This window comes from Cellulomonas sp. P5_C5 (genome assembly GCF_054049655.1).
In genome coordinates this window covers 48726-69658 of the sequence record NZ_JBFULY010000009.1, presented here as the reverse complement: position 1 = coordinate 69658, position 20933 = coordinate 48726, and the positions used below count along the sequence as shown (strand labels likewise).

Sequence of the window (20933 nt, the reverse complement as noted above, 5' to 3'; positions counted from 1 at the left end):
GAACGTCATTTCTCCGCGAGAACGTCACTGTGAACTGCCGATCTCGCGACGAACTGACGTTCTCGGCGCCAGGGGACCCGGGACGGGAGCGGGTAGGGATGCTCACGCGAGGGCGGGGCGAGGGCGGAGGGTGGCGATCAGGGAGGGTGGAAGGAACGGGGTCACCCGAGCGGCCAGCGAGCCGCGCTGGCGAAAGTCGTCACGCGTCACGCGGATGACGTGCCAGCCGGCTTCGACGATGGCGTCGTGCCGGCGCTTCTCCCGCACCAGCTGCTCGTTCGCGCCGCTCCGGTACTTGGTGCGACCGTCGTACTCGATGACGACACGCCACTCCTCCCAGCCCAGGTCCCCCCAGTAGGTACCCAGCCGTGTGGCCACCTCGACCTGTGTCTCGGGAGCGGGAAATCCTGCGCGGAGCAGGGCGAATCGGCACGCGGTCTCCCACGGTGACTCCGAGCCGCCATCCGCCAGCGCGACGATCGTGCGCGCCCGAGCGACGCCGCGTCGGCCGGAGGCCCGTGCGACCCTCTCGGCGAGGGCCGCTGCATCGAGCCCGGCTCGCAGCGCAGCATCGAGGATCACCATGCCGTCGAGCGGCGGCATCGTGGCGGCGCAGTCCCACGCGGTGCGCTCGAGGGTTGTCGTCGGGAGGTCGCCGACAGTGACGACGTCGCCCGGCGCAGGGAGCGGGCTGTGCCGGCTGATCGTGCGCAGACGCCGACTGCTGGGCGACGACGCCTGGTACAGGTGCGTCGTGCGGGAGGGGGTCCAGAGCGGCAGTCCGTGCAGGAGCGCGGCTGACTCGTGACTGGAGCAGTGCTCGGCTGTCGTCTTCGCGTGGACCCCCAGAATCCGTGCGAGGGCATCCGCACGTGGATCTCCTGCCTGTTGCGTCGGCACGTAGATGCCACGCCCGACCCGGCGCCACTCCCCGGAGGCGACCTGTGCCGACGGCACATGGGGGCCGACGTCCCTGGCGAGCAGCACACTCGGACGAACGAGCTCTGCCGTTCGGATGGCCCCAGGTCGACGACTCACACCGCAGAGTCCCCCCAAGGTGCCTGCTCAGGACTCGCCCGACCGTCCCCCTGTGGAGGAGCCCCCCCCGCCGAGGTGTCGGTGGGTCGGCTCGCCGCCCGCACGAGAACGTCACGTTCCCGCGAGAACGGCAGTTCACAGTGACGTTCTCGCGGGGGAGTGACGTTCTCGTGGAAGAGCTATCCCTCGGGCAGGTCCGCCAGGCGGGACTCCAGGTGGGTGCGTTCCGTCGGGTTGGTGACCAGGGTCAGGGCTGCGCGGAAGGCCGATGCGGCTGCGGCCGGGTGTCCTGCGCGGCGGAGGAGCTCGGCACGGACGGCGGGGACCCGGTGGTGGCGGGGGAGGGCGTCGTCGAGCCCGTCCAGCAGCCGCAGGCCCGCCTCCGGGCCGTCCGCCTCCGCCACGGCGACCGCTCGGGCCAGCCGGACGACCGGCGAACCCGTGAGCGCCTCGAGCTGCGCGTAGAGGTCGGCGATGACGGACCAGCGGGTGTCGGCCGCCGTCGGGGCGGTGGCGTGCTCGGCCGCGATGAGCGCCTGCAACCGGTACTCCGTCGCGAGGCGCGACTGGAGGCCGGCCGGAGGGGCGGTAGGACCTGCGCCGACGGTGTGGGCCGGACCGGCAGCCGCACCCCCACGGGTGCCTGCGTCCGCGCGGCGGTCGCCCGGCGCGAGCGACTCCAGCAGGCTCACGCCCTCCGCGATCTCGTCGCGGTGCCAGCGGGTGCGGTCCTGGTCGGGGAGCAGGACCAGCGCGCCGGCGGCGTCCAGCCGGGTGTCCCGGCGGGAGTGCTGCAGGAGCAGCAGGGCGAGCAGCGAGCGGACGACGGCGCGTTCGGGGAGCAGCGAGTCGAGCACGCGCAGGAGCCGGATGGCCTCGTCGCCGAGGTCCACGCGCAACGGCTCGTCGCCGACGCCGGGGTGGTAGCCGGAGGTGAAGGCGAGGTAGACGACGGTCGCGACGACGTCGAGGCGCTCGTCCAGGCGTTCCGCGGCGGGCGTGGCGAAGGGGATGCCGGAGGAGGCCAGCCGCTTCTTGGCGCGGGTCAGCCGGGCGGCCATGGTCGACTCCTGCACGAGCAGGAGCCGGCCGATCTCGGTGGTGGTGAGGCCGACGACGAACCGCAGGGTCAGGGCGACGCGGTCGTCGGGCGCGATGGCGGGGTGGCAGCAGGCGAAGATCAGGCGGAGCCGCTCGTCGGCGACGTGGGCGCCGGGGTCGACGACGGCCGCCGCGGCGGCGCGCATCTCGTCGTCGACCACCATCAACGGTTCCTTCCGTCGGGCGACCGCCTCGGAGCGGAGGCGGTCGAGGACCTTGCGGCGCGCGGCGGTCAGGAGCCACGCACCGGTGTTCGTCGGGACCCCGTCGACGGGCCAGTGCTTCGCGGCCGACTCGAAGGCGTCGGAGACGGCGTCCTCGGCGAGGTCGGGGCGGGCGAACTGGCCGATCAGCAGGCCGATCAGCCGGGACCAGTGGGCCCGCCACGCCTCGGCGAGCGCGTCGTCGGAGCTGGTCATCGTGCGGACGCGCCGGGGAGCGGCGAGGGTGCGCTGTCCTGCATCGGTACCACCGTGTCCCTGGGTGCCAGCGTGATGCTCCTCCTTGGGTGGCGAGGGACGTCCGGTGCGTCCCGCTGACCCGATGACGCGCGACCCGACGGCGGATCGACACGTCCCACGGACACGGTCTCCCGTCAGCCCGCGTACGCGTGCAGCACGGCGGCGAACAGGCCCGGGTCCCGCTGCTGCGTGAGGTGCTCCGCCGCGGAGTGGACGAGCCCGGCGCGCGCGTCGCCCTTCTCGTCGACCCGCTTGATGAACGGTCGCCCGACGAAGGGGTCGCTGCCGGGCTCGCCGGGGCGCAGGCTCCACTGCCCCGGTGACTGGCGCAGGAGGACGGTGCCGAGGTAGCTGGCGTACTGCGCGACGCGCTCGGCGCCCGCGTCGCTGCCAGCGGCCGTCAGGTCGACCTCGGCGAGGCGTTCGAGCAGCGCCAGGGACTCCGGGCTCAGGTCGAGGTCGGCGCCGTGCTCGCCGGCGTGCGCCCGCAGCGCGGCGATCCGCTCGTCCACCAGCGCGACCCACGCGTCGCGCTCGGGGGTGTCTCCGGGGTCGTGCTCGGGCGGCGTGATGCCGGGCACGGGCCGCCGCTGGGGTTCCCAGTCCGGTCCCTCGGCGTCCCTGCGTTCCTGGACCTCCTCCAGCTGACCGTCGTAGACCTGGGTCAGCACGCGACCCGTGCGGCGGTCGAGCAGCGCGGCCAGGAGGTGGCGCGGCGAGATCGGGACCGGGCCGATCGTGTCCAGCCGGATGATCGGCACGCCGCTGAAGACGAAGTCCGGGTCGGTGTCCAGGTACCAGCCGCCGCCCCCGATCCGCAGGTAGGTCTCGCCGACGTACCGCACCGCGCCGTCGATCCAGTCCTCGTCGTCCTCGTCGAGGAAGGCGCGCGGGTCCGGCCAGCGCTCCAGCGCGTACTGCTCGAGCTCCGCGAGCGACTCCCGGGTGAACCCCGCCGTCCAGCCGGTCGGCATGAGGAAGTCCTCGAACCGCGCCAGGCGCGGGTGCATGGCGTCCAGCCACTCCTCGAACTGCTCGTCGCTCACGACATCCTTCCGTCCACGTCTGTCGGGCACCTTACCGAACCACTACCGCAGCACCGGCGTGCCGTAGATGATCTCCCACTGGATGCCGGCGGCCGCCAGGTCCTTGACCGCCTCGGCATCCGGCTGCTCGCCGAAGATGTACCGGATCTCCCAGCCGGCCCGGATGAGCTTCTTGTCGTTCGCGAGCTGCGCCGGTTTCACCGAGGGCCCCGACTTCAGCTCGATCCCGACGAGCTTGCCGTTCTCGGTGAGGACGGCGTCGAAGCGGCGGTCGATGCCGTAGTTCTTCTTCATCCACCCGGCGGGTGGGGCCGTGTACCCGCGGAGCTCACGGACGGCGTTCTCGTAGGCGGCTCCGAGGAGCTTGTTCTTCCGGACGTTGACGTACCTGTCCCGCCACTGGTCCCAGGTCAGCTTGTTGGTGCCCGCCTGGTACTTGAGCCAGGCGGCGAACATGTGCTCCTTGCTGCCGGCGGGGTACTTGACGTTCGGGTCGAGCTTCAGGAGGTCCGCCGCGGTCGGCGCAGGGGTGCCGCGGAGAGCCTCGGCGGGGTTGGTGTACTCGAAGACGATCGGGTCGTTCTGGGTCCCCGTGCCGCGCCAGGTGCGGTTGTCCTGCGGCCTCTTCAGGAGCTCGTCGATCTTCTTGCGCCAGGAGTCGGGCAGGTGCTTGTAGATCTTCTGGGCGATCTTGCCGGCCCCACCGATCAGGACCAGGGAGGCGATGGCCAGGGCGAGCTCGAGGGAGCCCTTCTTGACCAGGTCCTGGCCGTCGATCTTGCCCTCGCCCCAGTCGGCCACCACGTCCAGGAAGTCCCCGACGGACACGAGGGTGAACCCCACCCCGAGGATCTTCAGCCCGAACGACGCCCCCGCGAAGGCGCCTGCCCACCCGCCGGGCACGGCCCCGACGCCGAACCCGAACACCGCTCCGATGGTCGCCCCACCCATCGCGCCGATGATCGCCAGGGCGATCGTGAGCACGACGCCGACGACGACCAGGATCCAGCCGACGATCCGGCAGGCGGAGGCCAGGAACCGGAACAGCCCGGCGAGCTCACCGATCAGCTCTCGGAGGTCTGAGAGGTTCTCGTCGATCCAGCCGCCCAGGTCGGCGGTGGTGGACTCCCACCAGTCGCTGATCGCGGCACCGGCGTCGGTGATGGAGTCCCAGGCGTCCGACGCGGTGGAGGCGACCCAGTCGGTGCCCTCGTCGACGGCGTCGGTGACGTCGTCCCAGCGGTCCTCGAACCAGCCGCCGATGCCCTTCGACTTCTCGGTGTCCTGCTTGTCGGCCTCGTGCTCGGGCGTCGGTTCCGGGCCCCAGGTCAGGACCGTCCCGCCGGACGCGAGCTGGACCTGGGTGTAGGCGGGGAGCTGGGTGAACGGGTCGGGGTCGTCGTCCACGACCGGGATGACCGGGCCCATCGCCCCGCCGTAGCGCAGGTCGGCCAGGGTCCGGGCGCGGGTCAGGTGCGTGTCCACGACGGGCAGGACCCGGGTGCCGAGCCGGTCGGCGATGTTCTGTGCCTCGTCGAACCCCGACGTCGAGACGCCCAGCGCCGACGCCCGGTACCGCAGCGACCCGAACCCGTCCAGCGCGTCCCGGGTCGCGACCAGGTCAGCACGCACCCCGGCGAGACTCTCGGCGCTGATCTCCACGATCCGCGTCAACGCAGGCCCCCTCCGCGTCCGGACGGGGCAGCGGTCCCGTCCGTGGCGTCGAACGTAGCGGAACCGGACATGTCACCGCTGCCGGTCTGACGGCGATCCACCGGCGTCAGACGACCGGCCGCACCTCGAACGTGCCGACTGCGGGCAGCCCCTCCAGCACCGCGTCGAGATCCGGCTCGTCGAGCACCTGGACGCCGGTCAGGGCCGCCGCAGGCCCGTCGAACGGGCCGTCCCGCAGCTCGCGGTCCAGCACCGACGTCGCCGTGTCCACGGAGCCCAGGGTCAGACCGGCAGGCAGTGCGGACCCGAACGCCAGGACGACGAACCTCACGACGCCGTCAACGCGTCGTCGCCGTTCACGGGGACGCCGTCGACGAACCGCTCGGTGGGCCGGATCTCGGCGGTCTCCCCGTTCAGCACGAGCGCGGAGACCGCCTCGGTCAGTGCGTCCAGCGACGTGCGGGCGACCAGGTAGAACCCGGCCACCTGCTCCGCGGTCTCGGCGTACGGGCCGTCGGAGACGACGACCCCGTCGCGCCCGTCGGACCGCAGCGACCGCGCCCGGGCGGCCGCACCGAGGGCTCGAGTGGTGACGATCTCCCATCCCTGGTCGGCGCAGTGCTGGTGGAACCCGGCGTGGGCGGCGTAGGCCCGCTCGCGCTCCTCGGTGGTCAGCGCGGCAGCGCGGGCGTCGTCTCGGTACAGCACGACGGTGAACTCGGCCATGTCAGCTCCTGCTCGTCGGAGGGACGCCCGGTGCGTCCCGCTGCCCCGATGACGTGCGGGCCGTGCGGTGATCGACAGTTCGCACCGCAGGATTGTCGGAGAGTGCCGCGAGGGTGCGTCAGCCCGCGTACGCGTGGAGGATGCCCGGGAAGAGGCCGGGTTCGCGCCCGTCGGCGAGGCGTTCGACTGCCGAGTGGACCAGACCGGCGCGCCAGATGCCGTTCTCGTCGAGCCGCTTGACGAACGGCCGGCCGACGAAGGGGTCGGTGCCCGGCGCGCCGGGTCGCAGGATCCACCGTCCCGGTGCCTGCTGCAGGAGCACCGCGCCGAGGTAGCTGGCGTACCGGGCGACGACCTCTGCTCCCTCGGCGGACCGGACGTCGATGGCCGCATCGGTCAGGTCGGCCTCCGAGAGCTGTTCGAGCACCGTCAGGGACTCCGGGCTCAGGTCCAGCCGGGCGCCGTGCTCACCGGCGTGCGCCCGGAGCGCCGCGACGCGCTCGTCGACCTGCGCGGCCCAGGCGTCGCGCTCGGGGGTGTCACCGGGGTCCTGCTCGGGTGCGGTGTAGCCGGGGACGGGCAGGCGCTTCGGTTCCCAGTCCGGACCCTCGACGTCCCGGCGGCGCTGCACCTCGCGCAGCTGACCGTCCCACAGCTTGGTCAGCTCGTGGCCCGTGCGGCGCTTGAGCAGCAGGCCCATCTGGTTGTACGGCGAGATCGGGAATCCGTGGAGAGTGTCGGGCCGGATCACAGGCTGACCGCGGAAGACGGTGTCCGGCTTGTTGTCGAGATGCCAGCCGCCGCCCGCGATCCGCAGGTAGGCCTCACCGATGTACCGCATGGCGCCGTCGATCCAGTCGGAGTCGCCATCGTCCTTGAACGAGTCCCGGTCGGGCCAGCGCTCCAGCATGTACTGCTCGAGCTCCTGGAGGGACTCGCGCGTGAAGCCCTTGGTCCAGCCGGTCGGCATGAGGAAGTCCTCGAACCGCGCCAGTCGCGGGTCCATGGCTTCCAGCCAGTCCTCGAACTGCTCGTCCCTCACTACGACCTCCAGTCGACCGGCGCGCACGCGCCGGCACGCAAACTATCGGACCACGGCTTCGCTGTGGACGACCTTCCACTCGATGCCCGCATCCTCGAGCTTCCGGATCGTCGCGGCCGACGGCTGGCTGCCGAAGACGTACCTGATCGTCCAGTTGGAGTTGACGAGCGTCTCGTCCTTGGCCAGCTGCCCCGGGTCGATGGTGTTCCCGGACTTGATCTCGACGCCGATCTGGTCCTCGAAGTTGACGACGTCGTAGTTGCGGTCGACGCCGCTGACGTCCTCCACTGACGTGTTCCGGGACCAGTCGTCCGGCGAGTACTCGTCGAGCTCGTACACCGCGTTCTCGAACGCATCTCCCCGCGGCTTGTTGCCCTGGTTGCGGATGTACTGGTCCCGCCACTGCTCCCAGGTCAGCCGGTTGGAGCCGCTGGTCTGGTAGTGGCCCCAGCGGGCGAGCATGTGCTCCTCGCTGCCGGCCGGGTAGTCGGTGTACGGCCCGAGCCTGTCCAGCTCCGACTGGTCCGGCCGGCCGCGGCCGCGGAACGCCTCGGCCGGGTTGGAGTACTCGAACACCACGGGGTCGTCCGCGGTGCCGGTGCCGCGCCAGGTGCGGTTGTCCTGGGGCTTGTTCAGGAGCTCTTCGAGCTTCTTGCGCCAGGACGCGGGCAGGTGCTTGAAGAGCTTCTGCGCGATCTTGCCGGCGATGCCGATGCCGATCATCGAGGTGATCGCGAAGGCGAGCTCGAGGGAGCCCTGCTTGACCAGGTCCTGGCCGTCGATCTTGCCCTCGCCCCAGTCGGCGACCACGTCCAGGAAGTCCCCGACGGAGACGAGGGTGAACCCGACGCCGAGGATCTTGAGCCCGAACGTGGCCCCGGCGATGGCGCCGGCACCGCCGCCGGGCACGGCTCCGACACCGAACCCGAAGATCGCGCCGATGGTCGCCCCGCCCATGGCGCCGATGATGGCCAGGGCGACGGTCAGGATCAGGCCGACGACGACCAGGACCCAGCCGATGACCCGGCACACGGTGGCCAGGAACCGGAAGATCCCGGCGTGCTTGCCGATCCAGTCGCGGACCCCGGCGAGGTTCTCGTCGATCCAGCCGCCCAGGTCGGCGGTGGTGGACTCCCACCAGTCCCCGATCGCCGCGCCGGCGTCGGTGATCGAGTCCCAGGCGTCGCTCGCGGTCGAGGCGACCCAGTCGGTGCCCTCGTCGACGGCGTCGGTGACGTCGTCCCAGCGGTCCTCGAACCAGCCGCCGATGCCCTTGGACTTCTCGGTGTCGGCCTGGTCGGCCTCCTGCTCCTCGGCCGGTTCGGGCCCCCAGGTCAGGACGGTGCCGCCCGTGGTCAGGGCGGTCTGGGTGTAGATCGGGAGCTGGGTGTACGGGTCGGGGTCGTCGTCCACGACCGGGATGACCGGGCCCATCGCCCCGCCGTAGCGCAGGTCGGCCAGGGTGCGGGCGCGGTTCAGGTGCGTGTCGACGACGGGCAGGACGCGGGTGCCGAGCCGGTCGGCGATGTTCCGTGCCTCGTCGAACCCCGACGTCGAGACGCCGAGCGCCGAGGCCCGGTACCGCAGCGACCCGAACCCGTCCAGCGCGTCCCGCGTCGCGACCAGGTCCGCTCGCACCCCAGCGACGCCCTCGGCGCTGATCTCCACGATCCGCGTCACGCAGCCACCCTCCGCGTCGGAACGGGGGGGTCCCCGTCGGTCGCGTCGAACGTACAGCGCGACGGCAGCCTGTGGGGACGGCTACATCTGTGCGATCTCCCGGACCTCGATCGTGTACTCCGGCAGCAGCATCGCGTGCTTGAGCACCGCCTCGCGGTTCGGTGCGGTGACCAGGTAGAAGCCGCCGAGCTGTTCGACCGTCTCGGCGAACGGGCCCTCGGTGACCTCCGCGTCGTCGCCGGTCCGCCGCAGAGTGACGGCCGTCGTCACGGACTGGAGCGCCTCGCTCGCCAGGAACGTCACGCCGAAGTCGGCCGCCTGGTCGTCGTAGTCGCCGTGCTGCCGGTAGTACTCGGCCTTCGTCGCCTCGTCGGCGTTGTCCCAGTCGCCCTCGGTGGCGTACATCAGGAGGACGAACGTCTTCTCGCTCATGCGTCGTGCACCACGACGGGGCGCAGCTCGATACCGCCGCCGTCGGTGAGCAGGTGCTCGCCGGCCAGCCGCGCCAGGCCGCGGACGTCGTCGGTCTCGATCACGTAGTAGCCGCCGACGTGCTCGGCCAGCTCGACGTACGGACCCTCGGTGATCGAGAGCTCGCCGCCCTCGGGGCGCTGGACCGTGACGGCGTTCTTGGAGAGCCCCAGCTCCTCGCCGCCGAGGATGCGGTAGCCCCGCGTCTCGCACGCCTCCGAGAACGCGCCGTGCTCGCCCATCACGCGCTCCTGGACCTCCGGCGAGGCGTTCTCCCAGAAGTCCTCGTCGCCCCAGAGCAGGAGTGTCCACCGGTCTGTCATGACGTCATCTCCCTCATGTGTCCACTGTGCCTGTCGGGGTGATGACGCGCGAGGGTGGCGAGAATCGACAGTCCTTGACATGCAAGTGGATGCTTGCATATAACGGGAGGCGTGGCAGCCGACGTGTTCAAGGCACTCGCCGACCCGACGCGCCGCGCGATCCTCGACGAGCTCCAGGACCGCGACGGGCAGTCGCTGTTCGAGCTGTGCACCCGGCTGACCATGCGGCACGGGCTCGGCTCCACCCGGCAGGCGGTCTCGCAGCACCTGGAGGTGCTCGAGGACGCCGGCCTGGTGACCGTCCGCCGCGAGGGTCGCTACAAGTTCCACCACCTCGACACCGGGCCGCTGCGGCAGATCGCCACCCGCTGGCCCGTCCCCGACCAAGGAGAGTCCCCATGATCCGCATCACCGTGACCAGCGTGTTCGTCGACGACCAGAGCGCAGCGCTCGACTTCTACACCCGGGTCCTCGGGTTCGAGGTGAAGAACGACATCCCGCTCGGCGGCGAGGACCGCTGGCTGACCGTCGTCTCGCCGGCGGTCCCGGACGGCGTCGAGCTCCTCCTGGAGCCCAGCGGTCACCCGGCGGTCGGTCCGTACAAGGCGGCGCTGGTCGAGGACGGGATCCCTGCCACGTCCTTCGGGGTCGACGACGTCCAGGCGGAGTTCGAGCGGCTGACCGCGCTGGGGGTGCGGTTCGTGCAGCCGCCCACGGACATGGGGCCGGTCATCGTCGCGGTCCTCGACGACACGTGCGGCAACCTCATCCAGCTCGCGCAGATGAAGCCCGAGGGCTGAGCCGGAGCGCAGCGGAGGGTGGGGGCGCGCCAGCGCACCCGCCCGTAGCGGAGCGCAGGTTCAGCGCGAGAATCGAGTTCCGCTGATCAGAGGCCGGGCGGGGGAGCGATCGACTCGCGGATCTCGGCCACCTCACCGGTCCCGCGGATCAGCTCGCCGACGAGCGCGGTGAGCCCGTCGACGTCGTCGGTCGCGATCCGGTAGAAGCCCGCGAGGACCTCCGTCGGCTCGGCGAAGGGGCCGTCCGTCACGGAGGTCCGGCCGTCCCGCAGGCGCACGACCCGCGACACCGAGTGGTGCAGCTCGGCGCTGTCGTGGATGTCGTGCCCGGCGTCGGCGCAGGCGCGTCCGAAGTCCTCGTGCACCCGGTGGCCGGGGAGGCGGTCGGGGGCGTCGTCGCCGTGCCAGATCGTCTGGTCGCCGTACAGCGCCACGATGTACTCGGTGGTCATGGTCGTCCTCTCGTGCTCGTCGACGGTCGGTCGTGCCCATGACGCACACCGCCGGTTCCGATCGACAGAGTCGCACGACGGTGTTTCGGTGGACCGATGACAACGGCGGTGGTGACGGGCGGCGGGACGGGAATCGGACGCGCGGTGGCGCACAGGCTGGCCGCCGACGGGAACGACGTGGTGATCGTCGGGCGCCGTCGGGAGGTGCTGGAGGACACCGCGGCCGGAGCGATGCGCGTCGAGGTCGCGGACCTGCGCGACCCGGGAGAGGTGACGGCGCTGGCAGAGCGGCTGGGCGCGGTCGACGTGCTGGTGCTCAACGCCGGCGGCTCGCTCGAGCGCCGGGACGGCAGCCTGCAGGCGACGGCCGACCTGTGGGTCGACGAGTTCCGGCTGAACGTGCTGACGACGGTGCTGCTCGGCGAGGCGCTGCTGCCCGCCATGCCGCGGCCCGGTGGCCGGATCATCGCGATGAGCTCGGTGGCCGCCCTGCGCGGTGCGGGGTCGTACGGCGCTGCGAAGGCGGCGATCAACTCCTGGGTCACGGGGACTGCCGCCCGGGTGGCGACCGACGGGATCGCGGTGAACGCCGTCGCGCCGGGGTTCGTGCCCGACACCGAGTTCTGGGCCGGGCGGCTCGACGACGCCGAGTACGCGCGCCGGCTTGCGCGGGTGCCGATGGGCCGGCCGGGGACCGTCGAGGAGGTCGCCGCCGCGGTCGCGTACCTGGCGTCGCCGGAGGGCGGCTGGACGACGGGCCAGGTCCTCGGCGTGCACGGCGGGGCGGTGCTGGCGCGGCTCTGAGGAACGATGTATCGCTAGGGGTTGTCAAAGATAGATCGACGATATATCGTTACGGCATCCGGTCGAGATCGCACGACCTCCCGGACGCCGCGGCCGAGCGATCCCGCCCCCGCGACCCACATCGTCAGGAGACCTCCCATGCGACACCCCCAGCACCCCTTCCGCAGCACCACCCCCGACCCGACCGCCGAGCGCGGCCGTACCCGTCGCCGTCGCGGCGACTTCCCCGACGCCCCCTACGAGGAGGGCTTCGACCCGCGCCGCGGCGGCCCCCGCGGAGCGTTCCCGCACGAGCACCACGAGCACGACGGACGCCGCGGCTTCGGCCCTGGCTTCGGCGGCCCTGGCTTCGGCCCTGGTGGCCGTGGCCGCGGCCCCGGTCGGCGCGCAGGTCGCGGTGACATCCGCGCCGCGATCCTGCTGCTCCTCGCCGAGGAGCCGATGCACGGCTACCAGCTCATCCAGCAGATCGGCGAGCGGTCGGGCGGCACGTGGCGGCCCAGCCCGGGCGCCATCTACCCGGCGCTCAACCTCCTCGAGGACGAGGGCCTGGTGGTCATCACCGCCGAGTCCGGCCGCAAGATGGCCACGCTCACCGAGGCGGGCGGCACCTACGTCACCGAGAACGCCGAGCAGCTGGGCAGCCCCTGGGAGGACGCCGCGAGCCGGCCCACCTCGCCGGGTCGCGCGCTGCGCGGAGCCCTCGAGGCGCTCGGCGCGGCGGCCCACCAGGTCGCCCGGACGGGCACCGACCAGCAGGCGACGAAGGCGCTCGAGGTCCTCGACCGCGCGCGCCGGGACCTGTACCTGATCCTGGCGGGCGACGTGCAGCCGGTCCCGGACCCGGCACCGGAGGCCTGACCTCCGGCTCTCCGACGAGGCACCCCGCGGCTCGCGCTGCGGGGTGCCTCGCTGTCGTCCACCGGACGTGGCGCCGGTGGAACAATCCCGCCATGGTCGACTCGACAGCACCGCTCACCCCTCTGCCCCGCGAGATCGGCGGGCCCGCGACGGCGGCGCTCGCACTCGAGGGCATCACGACGCTCGACGACGTCCGCGACGTGGACCTCGACGGGCTCCTCCGGCTGCACGGCGTCGGGCCGAAGGCGGTCCGGGTCCTGCGCGAGGCGCTGGCCGCGACCGACTGACCCGGCTACAGCGGCATCGCGAACCGGGCGTGCACGCCGGGCGAGTACAGCACCGAGTCGGGCGGGCGTGACGCGACCCCGGGCAGCCCGCCGGCCGCGACGAGCTCGTCGTCGAGCGACACGAGGGTCGCCCGCCGCAGCGGCCAGGGCTCGTGCTCGTTGGGCACGAACCGGGTCCGTCCCCGCAGGACGGTGTGCATGCCCCAGCGGGCAGTGAGGAAGTCGGCCAGCGGGTCGTCGGTGACGGCGTCGCGTGACGGCCGGACGACGATCCGCGACGACGGTCGGTCGCCCGTGAGCCGCGTCGAGCGGTAGTCGATCGCGGCACCGTCGTCGGATCTCCGGATCGACATCCGTGCCCACTGGTACGGCACGTTCATGACCGTCCGCGCGCCGAGCACGGTCAGCGCCCGGGACGCCTCCAGCGACCGGAACAGCACCCCGCGCCGGCCCTCGTCGTCGACCGTGTAGAGCCGGACGTTGGTCTCGGGGAAGTCGCCGATGTACGGCAGCGCCGGCCCCGGGACGAGGGTGAACCGCTCCATCCGGAACGCGATGAGGCCCACCCAGGAGGTGCCGTCGTGCTCGTCGGGACGCGTGCCGGGTGGGAGGAGCGGCGCGACGAGGGCGGACGGCACCCGCCAGTGCAGGAAGCTGACCTTCGACCAGTCCTGCGAGAGGATCACGCGCCCACGCAGCGGCGGCGCGACGGTCTGGAGGGGATCCACCCCGCCACCGTAGGTCAGGCGGAGGCGGCGACGAGGGTCGTACCTGTGCGGGAGGACGATCGCAGCAGCGCCACGCCCAGGACCAGCAGGACCAGGTACCAGACGGAGTAGATCGTCGAGCCGATCGCGGTCAGCGGGTCGTCGGCCAGCCAGCCGGCGGGCACCAGGGTGACGGCCCACGCGACGGCGACGACGGCCAGCGACCGGCGCAGCCAGGCGGGGGCGACGTCGGCCGCGCGCCAGGCGAGGATCCCGAGCCCGACGGCCCACACGCCCTGGAGCAGCCAGCCGAGGTTCTCCCCGAGCGCGCCGCCGGCGTAGGCGTTGAGGAGCTCGTAGGTGGCCGCGGTGGCCTCCGTGGTCGCGGCGGAGGCGGACGGGTCGAGGTAGCGCTCGGCCAGGCCGGGCACGACGAGGGGCCAGCGGATCCAGCCGAGGCTCTGGACCACGGGCGCGAGCACGCCGAACGCGGTCACCGTGAGGAGGGCGGCATCGGTGCCGCGGCTGCGGGCGAGGAGCAGGTGCAGGGCGATGACGCCGGGAATGAGGACGAGGCTGCCGGCCATCTGGAGCAGGAACAGCGTCTGCACGGTCCCGGCGATCTCCGCGAACGCGGGCAGGACCTCGGCGGCGGGGGCGTCGAGGATGTCGGGCCAGCCGAACCGCACGCTCAGGCCGACGCTGGCGACGAGGGCGAGGGTGCCGGAGGCAATGAGGGAGAAGGCGGCGGTGCGGCGGTCGCTGACCATGGCGGGCTCCTGAACGGACGAAACGAGAACACTGTTCTCTCTTGTGTGAACAGTGTTCTCGCAGAGCGCCGCGAAGTCAAGAACAGTGTTCTCGTTTATGCTGCGCGGATGGCTGCCACCGTCCGCGAGCGACGTCGTCAGGAGACGACCGACGCGATCCTGCGCTCCGCCCGCACGCACCTCGAGCAGGCCGGCGTCGAGGGGGTCACGCTGCGCGCGGTGGCTCGCGACCTCGACATCGCGGTGTCGGCGCTCTACCGGTACGTCGACAGCCGTGACGACCTGCTCACCGAGCTCCTGGTCGAGGCGTTCACCGAGCACGGCGACGCGGTCGACGCCGCGGTCGACGCCGCCCTCGCGACCGGTCCCGACGACGTCGCCGCCGCCATCACGGCCGGCCTGCGCGCCTACCGGGCGTGGTCGGTGGCTCACCCGGCGCAGTTCGGCCTCGCGTTCGGCGCCCCCGTGCCCGGCTACCGCGCACCCGCGGGCCGCACCATCGCGGTCGCCGTCCGGCCGGGCAGCCGGATCATGGGTCTGCTCGCGAGGGCCCACGAGCGCGGGCTGGTCGACGAGGACGTGCTGGCCGCGAGGGCGGCGACTCTCGACGACGGCACCGCCGCCGGGTTCGACGCCCTGGCCGCCCGGCAGTCCTACCCGCTGCCCGCCCCCGTCATCGCGCTGGCCGTCGACGCGTTCGTCCGCGTGCACGGCTTCACGGTCATGGAGGTCTTCGGCCAGCTCCGTCCGCTGGTCGGCCCCGCGGACGCGTACTACGAGCAGCTGCTCCGCGAGATCGTCGCGACCCTGGGCCTGCGCGCCTGACGATCAGCTGCGCGAGATCGGCACTTTCGGACGAGATCGGCAGTCGCAACTCACGATCTCGTCGGAAACTGCCGACCCCGGTGGTTGCGGTCGAGCTCGGTGGTTGCGGCCACCGAGCTCGGCGCCCCGGGGGCGATCAGCTCGCCGGGATCGTCGACGTGTCGATGACGAAGCGGTAGCGGACGTCGCTGTTGACCACGCGGTCGTAGGCCTTGTCGACTTCGTCGGCCGTGATCGTCTCGACGACGGAGCCGATCCCGTGCTGCGCGCAGAAGTCGAGCATCTCCTGGGTCTCGCGGATGCCGCCGATGTTGGACCCGGACAGGTTCCGACGAGCACCGGTCAGCGAGAACACGCGGAACGACTGCTTGTTCTCGGGCAGCCCGACGAAGACCAGCGACCCCTCGAACCGCAGCAGCGACAGGTACGCGTCGACGTCGATGTCCGCGCCGACTGTGCTGATGATCAGGTCGAACGACTTGCGCAGGTCCCGGAACGTCTGGCGGTCGCTCGTCGCGTAGTAGTGGTCGGCGCCCAGCGACAGCCCGTCGGCCTGCTTGGACAGGGACTGGCTGAGCACGGTGACCTCGGCGCCGAGCGCGTGCGCGAGCTGGACGCCCATGTGCCCGAGCCCGCCCAAGCCGACGATCGCGACCTTCTTGCCCGGACCGGCACCCCAGTGCTTCAGCGGCGAGTAGAGGGTGATCCCCGCGCACAGCAGCGGCGCGGCGACGTCGAGCGAGATGCCCTCCGGGATGCGCAGCGCGTAGCTCTCGTCGACGACGATCTGCGTCGAGTAGCCGCCGTACGTCGGGGACCCGTCGTAGGACTTGCTGTTGTAGGTGCCGACGTTGCCCTTCTCGCAGAACTGCTCCTCGCCGGCCAGGCACATCTCGCACTCGCGGCACGAGTCGACGAAGCACCCGACCCCGGCGCGGTCACCGACGGCGTGCTTGGTCACGGCGGACCCGACGGCGGAGATGACACCGGCGATCTCGTGCCCGGGGACCATCGGGAACGTGCCGACGAACCACTCGTTGCGCGCCTGGTGGATGTCGGAGTGGCAGATGCCCGCGTACGCGATGTCGATCAGGACGTCGTGCGGGCCGAGGTCTCGGCGCTCGACGGTGCCGCGCTCGAACGGGGCGCCGGCGGACGGGGTCAGCAGGGCGGGGACGGTCAAGGACACAGCGATCTCCTCAGAGGCACGACGGGTGGGCTGGTCCCATCATGCGCCCGCTGCGATCCAGGCGCGTGTCGTCGACTGCACGGTGGACCCGTCGAGGTCGGCCAGCTTGGTCCCCGCGAACGCCCGCGCGCTCGGCGAGGTCTGCACGCGGACGGGCGGGTCCTCGTCCATGAGGAGCTCGACCAGGAGGGCCGCGACGTCGTCGGCGGACTGGGCGTGGGCGAACGCGCCCGCGGTCCGCTCCAGGTACGCGGCGAGCAGGGGCGCATAGGGGCCGTCGTCGGCGGTGGGGCGACCGACGTTGGCGACGAACTCGCTGGCCACGGCCCCCGGCTCCACGATCACGACCCGCACGCCCAGCGCCGCGGCGACGGGCGCGAGGCTCTCGAGGAACCCCTCGACGGCGAACTTGGCGGCGCAGTACGCGTCGTTGAACGGCTGGCCGACGACGCCCCCGACGCTCGAGATCGTCAGCAGCCGCCCGCCCGACGCGCGCAGGTGCGGCAGCGCGGCCCGGGTCACGGCGACGACCCCGAAGAAGTTGAGCTCCATGCTCGCCCGGAACGCGTCCATCCCGAGGGTCTCGGCGGTGCCGACCTGCCCGGCGCCGGCGTTGTTGACCACCGCGTCCAGGGAGCCGTGGTCGGCGACGACGGACGCGACCACGGCGTCGACGGCGGCGTGGTCGGTCACGTCCAGCGCACGGAGGTCGAGCGGGAAGCCGGCGCCGCGCTCGCGGAGGACCGCCGCCTTGGAGAGGTCCCGCATCGTCGCGACGGTGGTCCAGCCGGCGTCCGCGGCGGCCAGCGCGGTCTCCAGCCCGATACCGGTGGAGGTGCCGGTGATGAGGACGGTGGGCATGAGGACCTCCGGGGGCGGCTCGGGTGGGCGCATCCATCCTCCGCCCGCCAGGAGCGGCGTGCCCGGGGGCCGTCGGCGACCGGAGGACGACGACGATCTCCGTCGCGTGGCTGAGGCGGCCGGATCGGGCGGCACGCGACGATGGCGCCGTGACGACGACAACCGGCGTACCGCCAGCCGAGACGACAGCCCGGACGCCGGGCGGTCCGACGCCGGCCCACTCGTGGCGCTGGTGGATCCCGTCGGGCGTGGTCGCACTGGTCGTCGCGGTGTTCCTGCTGGCCACCCCGGAGATGGGCAGGTTCCTGCTGTTCGACACCGGGCTGCTCCCGTCGGAGGGGTTGGTGTCCTTCGACCGGCTCGCCTTCCTCGGCGGAGTCGCCGTCGTCGTCGGGGTCGCGCTCGGTCGGCGCTGGCCGGTGTGGGCGACGCTGCTCACGCTGCTCCCGTTCCTGACCGTCCCGGCGTTCGGCGCGATCGTCTGGGGGTGGTGGCTGGGCATCGCGGCCGTCGCCGCACTGGCTGCGCTCGACGGGATCCGGCGGGCTGTGGTCCCGACCGTCGCCGCGCTGGTGGTCGCTGCGTGGTACTGCGGGACCTCGCTGCCGGCTTACCTGCCCGTCGGGGCGGTCACCGTCGGCGGGCGCGGGGGGTATGCGCGCGGGATCTTGACCCTGCACGTGGTGATCGTCCTCGCGGTGGTGACCATCGGGTCCGCCGTCGGGTCGCTGCGCCGGTCGCAGGGTCGCGTCGCCGATGCCCGCGCCACGGAGCGGCACGCCCTGCGGGTCGAGTCGCTCGCCGAGGAGCGTGCGCGCCTCGCGCGGGACCTGCACGACGTCGTCGCGCACCACGTGTCCCTGGTCGCGGTCCGCGCGGAGTCGGCGCCCTTCATCCATCCGGGCCTCAACGACGACGCCCGCGCCGTGCTGGCGGACATCGCCGCCGACGCCCGGGAGGCGCTCACCGAGCTGCGCCAGGTGCTGGTCGTGCTGCAGCGCACGTCGGACGAGGGTGAGCGCGCCCCGCAGCCGACGGCGTGCGACGTCGACGACCTGGTGGTGAGCGCGGTCGCGGCCGGTCAGCAGGTCGACGTGCACGGCGTGTGGCACGACGTCCCGCCCGCCACCGGGTACGTGCTCTACCGCGCGGTGCAGGAGGGCCTGACGAACGCCCGCCGGCACGCCGCGGGGACCATCACGATCCTGACGAGGACGCAGACGGACGACAAGGTCGGCTTCCGGATGAGCAACATCGCCCGTGCCGACGTGGAACCGGGGCGTGGTCTGGTCGGCATGCGCGAACGCGTCGAGGCGCTCGGTGGGACGATGACCGCCGTGGTCGTCGACGGGGTGTTCGTTCTCGAGATCGAGGTGCCCGCGTGACCCGGGTCGTCGTCGCCGACGACCAGCCGGTCGTGCTGCAGGGGTTCGCCGCGATCATCGGCGCGGCGCCGGACCTCGACGTGGTCGGAGCAGCCGCCGACGGGCGTGCCCTCCTCGATCTCGTGGCGCAGCACCAGCCCGACGTCGCGGTGGTCGACGTGCGGATGCCGGTCCTCGACGGAATCGCGGCGACGGCCCGGATCAGCGCGGAGCACCCGTCGACCCGCGTGCTGATCCTCACCACGTTCGACCTGGACGAGTACGTCTACGACGCCCTGCGCGCGGGGGCCAGCGGCTTCCTGCTCAAGGACGTGACGGCGGACCGGCTGGTCGAGGCGGTCCGGATGGTCGCGGAGGGCTCGATGCTGCTGGGCCCGACGGTGACCCGGCGGCTGGTCGAGGACTTCACGACGCGGTCGCCTGCACCCGTGCGGGCGAAGGGCCTCGACGACCTGACGCCACGGGAGCTGGAGATCCTGCGGGCGGTGGCTCGGGGGCTGTCGAACGCGGAGATCGGCGCCGAGCTCTGGATCGCCGAGCCGACCGTGAAGTCCCACGTCTCGGAGGCGCTGCGCAAGACGGGCTGCCGCGACCGGGTGCAGCTGGTGATCGCGGCCTACGAGTCGGGGCTCGTCGGCTCCTGACGACGCCGCCCGACGTACAGCAGGTGTCCGGCGGTGGCGAGCACACCCGGGTCCGACGCCGTCGCGACGAGCCGGTCGAGCAGCCGGGTGTACGCGGCCGGGTGCTCCACCCGGAGCGCCTCGAACCCGTGCTCGACGCCCGTGAGGAACCCGTGCGTGGAGGCCAGCGTGACCGTCGAGAAGCCGTGCGACTCGAAGAACGGCGCGACGCCCGCCGGCTCGACGCCGTAGACGTGCGTGAACCGGTCGGGGACGGCGTTCTCGAAGACCCCGTCGTCGAGCAGGCGGTCGAGGAACGCGGGATCGGCCAGCTGCCACCGCTCGTCGGGCAGCGAGAGGAGCCGGCGCACGGAGACGTACCGCGGCATGAGCGCGACGGCCACCAGCCCTCCGGGTCGCGTCACCCGCGCGAGCTCCCGGGCAGCGAGCGCGCGGTCGGGGGCCGTCGTCAGGTGGTACATCGGCCCGAGGCTCAGGACCGAGTCGAAGGTGGCGTCGCCCCAGCGTGAGAGGTCCCGGGCGTCGATCTGGACGACCTCGCGGACCGTGCCCGCGGGCAGCGAGGACTGGGCGATGGCGAGCAGCTCGGGGGAGAGGTCCGCGAGGGTCACGTCCCAGCCGAGCTCCGCGAGCCACACGGAGTACGGGCCGGTGCCGCCGCCCAGGTCGAGCGCGCGACCGGGTGCGCCCAGGTGGGGTTCCAGGAGCCGGGTGGTCAGCACGCGCTCGAGCAGGCCCTCCGCGGAGAGCAGCCGGTCGCGCTCGTGCTGGCTCTTCGCGGCGTAGTACGCCTGCACGGCCGTCGGGTCCATCAGGGTCGCCGCACCAGAGCGGGGACAGGGGACGGGTGGTGACGCGGGAGGTCCATGGGCCGGACGTTACGACCGGCACGGCACACGGGCGAGCAGATATGACCCGCGTCCGCGGTATCTCCTCCCGCAGAAGCCCCCTCGTTCCCGGTGACAGGACCGACGGCGAAGGGGGACGACGATGTCGTACGGCATCGGCACCGAGTGGATCAACGCGTACAACAACCTCAACGCGCTGACCCACGAGCACGAGGACGCAGGCGGGTTCTACGACGAGCTGCGCGTGCACGACGGGGCGACCGGCACGTTCAACTGGGGCGACGGCAACGCGTTCGAGGACGACTTCAAGGCGAACGCCCGCGGCGGGCACGCCGACCAGTGGGTGGAGCAGGCCGACCTGGTCTACTTCACCGGCCACGGCAGCCCCAGCGGCTTCTACTTCCGCAGCGACGTGCCCGACGACTCGCAGGTCCGGGGTGACTTCACCTCGACGTCCGCGGGCAACGACGGCGACCTGCGCCTGGGCCACGGCGACCTGGAGTGGCTGGGCCTGGAGGTGTGCAACACCCTGCAGATGGACGCGTTCCAGCAGGGGGCCAACCGCGACGTGTTCGACCGGTGGGCCGACGCGTTCGAGGGCCTGCACGCCCTGCTCAGCTTCACGACGACGAGCCTCGACCTGGCCAACCCGGGGCGGGCGTTCGCGTCCGCGCTCGACGGCCGGTGGATGACGGCGATGTACGGCATCCCCGAGTGGATCGTCGGACGCCACCCGATGCGCGTGATCGACGCGTGGTTCTGGATGGCGGAGTTCACGCAGCCCAGCTGGGTGGAGTCGGCGGTGCTGTACGCCAACAGCGCGGGCACCAACACCGGCGCGGACTTCCTGCACGACCACGGCTTCGTCAGCACCGACCCGCAGCGCGGCGGCTCCTGGTTCTCCTGGACCTGGATCCCGCACGCCTGCTGAGCGCCCG

25 protein-coding genes are annotated in these 20933 nt (G+C 72.3%); 9 read left to right on the top strand and 16 right to left on the bottom strand.

Going from position 1 to position 20933, the window contains the following annotated elements; translation table 11 throughout:
• Positions 1–102 precede the first annotated feature (102 nt).
• The 10 genes from ACXJKF_RS10650 to ACXJKF_RS10605 form a co-directional block, all read right to left on the bottom strand.
• Complete coding sequence (locus tag ACXJKF_RS10650) at positions 103–603, bottom strand: hypothetical protein (RefSeq protein WP_456787686.1); 501 nt, start codon at positions 601–603, stop codon at positions 103–105.
• A 614-nt stretch (positions 604–1217) separates the two neighbouring features.
• On the bottom strand, positions 1218–2558 hold the full coding sequence (locus tag ACXJKF_RS10645) for an RNA polymerase sigma factor (protein ID WP_456787685.1): 1341 nt from the start codon (positions 2556–2558) through the stop codon (positions 1218–1220).
• Between the two features lie 176 nt (positions 2559–2734).
• Positions 2735–3646, bottom strand: a complete 912-nt coding sequence (locus ACXJKF_RS10640; RefSeq protein ID WP_456787684.1) for a hypothetical protein — start codon at positions 3644–3646, stop codon at positions 2735–2737.
• A 42-nt stretch (positions 3647–3688) separates the two neighbouring features.
• Positions 3689–5320: a hypothetical protein gene (locus ACXJKF_RS10635; RefSeq protein WP_456787683.1), complete on the bottom strand. Its 1632-nt coding sequence runs from the start codon at positions 5318–5320 to the stop codon at positions 3689–3691.
• 106 nt (positions 5321–5426) lie between these two features.
• Entirely contained in the window at positions 5427–5651 is a 225-nt protein-coding gene (locus tag ACXJKF_RS10630) for a hypothetical protein (RefSeq protein WP_456787682.1), read from the bottom strand.
• Positions 5648–6046, bottom strand: a complete 399-nt coding sequence (locus ACXJKF_RS10625; RefSeq protein WP_456787681.1) for a YciI family protein — start codon at positions 6044–6046, stop codon at positions 5648–5650. The genes ACXJKF_RS10630 and ACXJKF_RS10625 overlap by 4 nt, the downstream gene beginning before the upstream one ends.
• Before the next feature lie 118 nt (positions 6047–6164).
• Entirely contained in the window at positions 6165–7088 is a 924-nt protein-coding gene (locus tag ACXJKF_RS10620) for a hypothetical protein (protein WP_456787680.1), read from the bottom strand.
• Positions 7089–7130: 42 nt separating this feature from the next.
• A complete protein-coding gene (locus ACXJKF_RS10615; RefSeq protein ID WP_456787679.1) occupies positions 7131–8768 on the bottom strand; it encodes a hypothetical protein in 1638 nt (545 codons plus the stop codon).
• Between the two features lie 81 nt (positions 8769–8849).
• Positions 8850–9200 (bottom strand): YciI family protein, encoded by a 351-nt coding sequence (locus ACXJKF_RS10610; RefSeq protein ID WP_456787678.1) that lies wholly within the window; start codon positions 9198–9200, stop codon positions 8850–8852.
• On the bottom strand, positions 9197–9562 hold the full coding sequence (locus ACXJKF_RS10605; protein ID WP_456787677.1) for a YciI family protein: 366 nt from the start codon (positions 9560–9562) through the stop codon (positions 9197–9199). The genes ACXJKF_RS10610 and ACXJKF_RS10605 overlap by 4 nt, the downstream gene beginning before the upstream one ends.
• 111 nt (positions 9563–9673) lie before the next feature.
• Here ACXJKF_RS10605 and ACXJKF_RS10600 point away from each other — a divergent pair, with 111 nt between their 5' ends.
• Together ACXJKF_RS10600 and ACXJKF_RS10595 are read left to right on the top strand one after the other, a co-directional pair.
• A complete protein-coding gene (locus ACXJKF_RS10600) occupies positions 9674–9964 on the top strand; it encodes an ArsR/SmtB family transcription factor (protein WP_456787676.1) in 291 nt (96 codons plus the stop codon).
• A complete protein-coding gene (locus tag ACXJKF_RS10595; RefSeq protein WP_456787737.1) occupies positions 9964–10362 on the top strand; it encodes a VOC family protein in 399 nt (132 codons plus the stop codon). The genes ACXJKF_RS10600 and ACXJKF_RS10595 overlap by 1 nt, the downstream gene beginning before the upstream one ends.
• Before the next feature lie 86 nt (positions 10363–10448).
• Here the strand turns inward: ACXJKF_RS10595 and ACXJKF_RS10590 are convergent, their stop codons facing one another.
• On the bottom strand, positions 10449–10814 hold the full coding sequence (locus tag ACXJKF_RS10590) for a YciI family protein (protein WP_456787675.1): 366 nt from the start codon (positions 10812–10814) through the stop codon (positions 10449–10451).
• A gap of 96 nt (positions 10815–10910) precedes the next feature.
• Between ACXJKF_RS10590 and ACXJKF_RS10585 the strand changes: the two genes are divergently transcribed.
• The 3 genes from ACXJKF_RS10585 (at position 10911) to ACXJKF_RS10575 (ending at position 12766) form a co-directional block, all read left to right on the top strand.
• Complete coding sequence (locus ACXJKF_RS10585; RefSeq protein ID WP_456787674.1) at positions 10911–11618, top strand: SDR family NAD(P)-dependent oxidoreductase; 708 nt, start codon at positions 10911–10913, stop codon at positions 11616–11618.
• Positions 11619–11756: 138 nt separating this feature from the next.
• Complete coding sequence (locus tag ACXJKF_RS10580) at positions 11757–12479, top strand: PadR family transcriptional regulator (protein WP_456787673.1); 723 nt, start codon at positions 11757–11759, stop codon at positions 12477–12479.
• 92 nt (positions 12480–12571) lie between these two features.
• Positions 12572–12766, top strand: coding sequence for a hypothetical protein (locus ACXJKF_RS10575; protein ID WP_456787672.1), 195 nt, complete (start codon positions 12572–12574; stop codon positions 12764–12766).
• A gap of 5 nt (positions 12767–12771) precedes the next feature.
• Here ACXJKF_RS10575 and ACXJKF_RS10570 read toward each other — a convergent pair whose 3' ends face one another.
• Complete coding sequence (locus ACXJKF_RS10570) at positions 12772–13494, bottom strand: YqjF family protein (RefSeq protein WP_456787671.1); 723 nt, start codon at positions 13492–13494, stop codon at positions 12772–12774.
• Between the two features lie 14 nt (positions 13495–13508).
• Positions 13509–14243 carry a hypothetical protein gene (locus ACXJKF_RS10565; RefSeq protein WP_456787670.1) on the bottom strand — a complete coding sequence of 245 codons (735 nt, stop codon included), beginning with the start codon at positions 14241–14243 and terminating at the stop codon, positions 13509–13511.
• A gap of 108 nt (positions 14244–14351) precedes the next feature.
• On the opposite strand from ACXJKF_RS10565, the gene ACXJKF_RS10560 reads away from it, so the two are divergent.
• Entirely contained in the window at positions 14352–15068 is a 717-nt protein-coding gene (locus tag ACXJKF_RS10560) for a TetR/AcrR family transcriptional regulator (RefSeq protein WP_456787669.1), read from the top strand.
• A 136-nt stretch (positions 15069–15204) separates the two neighbouring features.
• Here ACXJKF_RS10560 and ACXJKF_RS10555 read toward each other — a convergent pair whose 3' ends face one another.
• Together ACXJKF_RS10555 and ACXJKF_RS10550 are read right to left on the bottom strand one after the other, a co-directional pair.
• A complete protein-coding gene (locus ACXJKF_RS10555; RefSeq protein WP_456787668.1) occupies positions 15205–16257 on the bottom strand; it encodes an NAD(P)-dependent alcohol dehydrogenase in 1053 nt (350 codons plus the stop codon).
• 39 nt (positions 16258–16296) lie between these two features.
• Entirely contained in the window at positions 16297–17118 is an 822-nt protein-coding gene (locus tag ACXJKF_RS10550) for an SDR family NAD(P)-dependent oxidoreductase (RefSeq protein ID WP_456787667.1), read from the bottom strand.
• A gap of 149 nt (positions 17119–17267) precedes the next feature.
• Between ACXJKF_RS10550 and ACXJKF_RS10545 the strand changes: the two genes are divergently transcribed.
• Together ACXJKF_RS10545 and ACXJKF_RS10540 are read left to right on the top strand one after the other, a co-directional pair.
• Entirely contained in the window at positions 17268–18503 is a 1236-nt protein-coding gene (locus ACXJKF_RS10545) for a sensor histidine kinase (RefSeq protein ID WP_456787666.1), read from the top strand.
• Positions 18500–19147 carry a response regulator gene (locus tag ACXJKF_RS10540; protein WP_456787665.1) on the top strand — a complete coding sequence of 216 codons (648 nt, stop codon included), beginning with the start codon at positions 18500–18502 and terminating at the stop codon, positions 19145–19147. The genes ACXJKF_RS10545 and ACXJKF_RS10540 overlap by 4 nt, the downstream gene beginning before the upstream one ends.
• Here the strand turns inward: ACXJKF_RS10540 and ACXJKF_RS10535 are convergent.
• On the bottom strand, positions 19120–19959 hold the full coding sequence (locus tag ACXJKF_RS10535; protein WP_456787664.1) for a class I SAM-dependent methyltransferase: 840 nt from the start codon (positions 19957–19959) through the stop codon (positions 19120–19122). The genes ACXJKF_RS10540 and ACXJKF_RS10535 overlap by 28 nt on opposite strands.
• Before the next feature lie 178 nt (positions 19960–20137).
• Between ACXJKF_RS10535 and ACXJKF_RS10530 the strand changes: the two genes are divergently transcribed.
• On the top strand, positions 20138–20926 hold the full coding sequence (locus ACXJKF_RS10530; protein ID WP_456787663.1) for a DUF6345 domain-containing protein: 789 nt from the start codon (positions 20138–20140) through the stop codon (positions 20924–20926).
• The last annotated feature ends 7 nt before the right edge of the window (positions 20927–20933 follow it).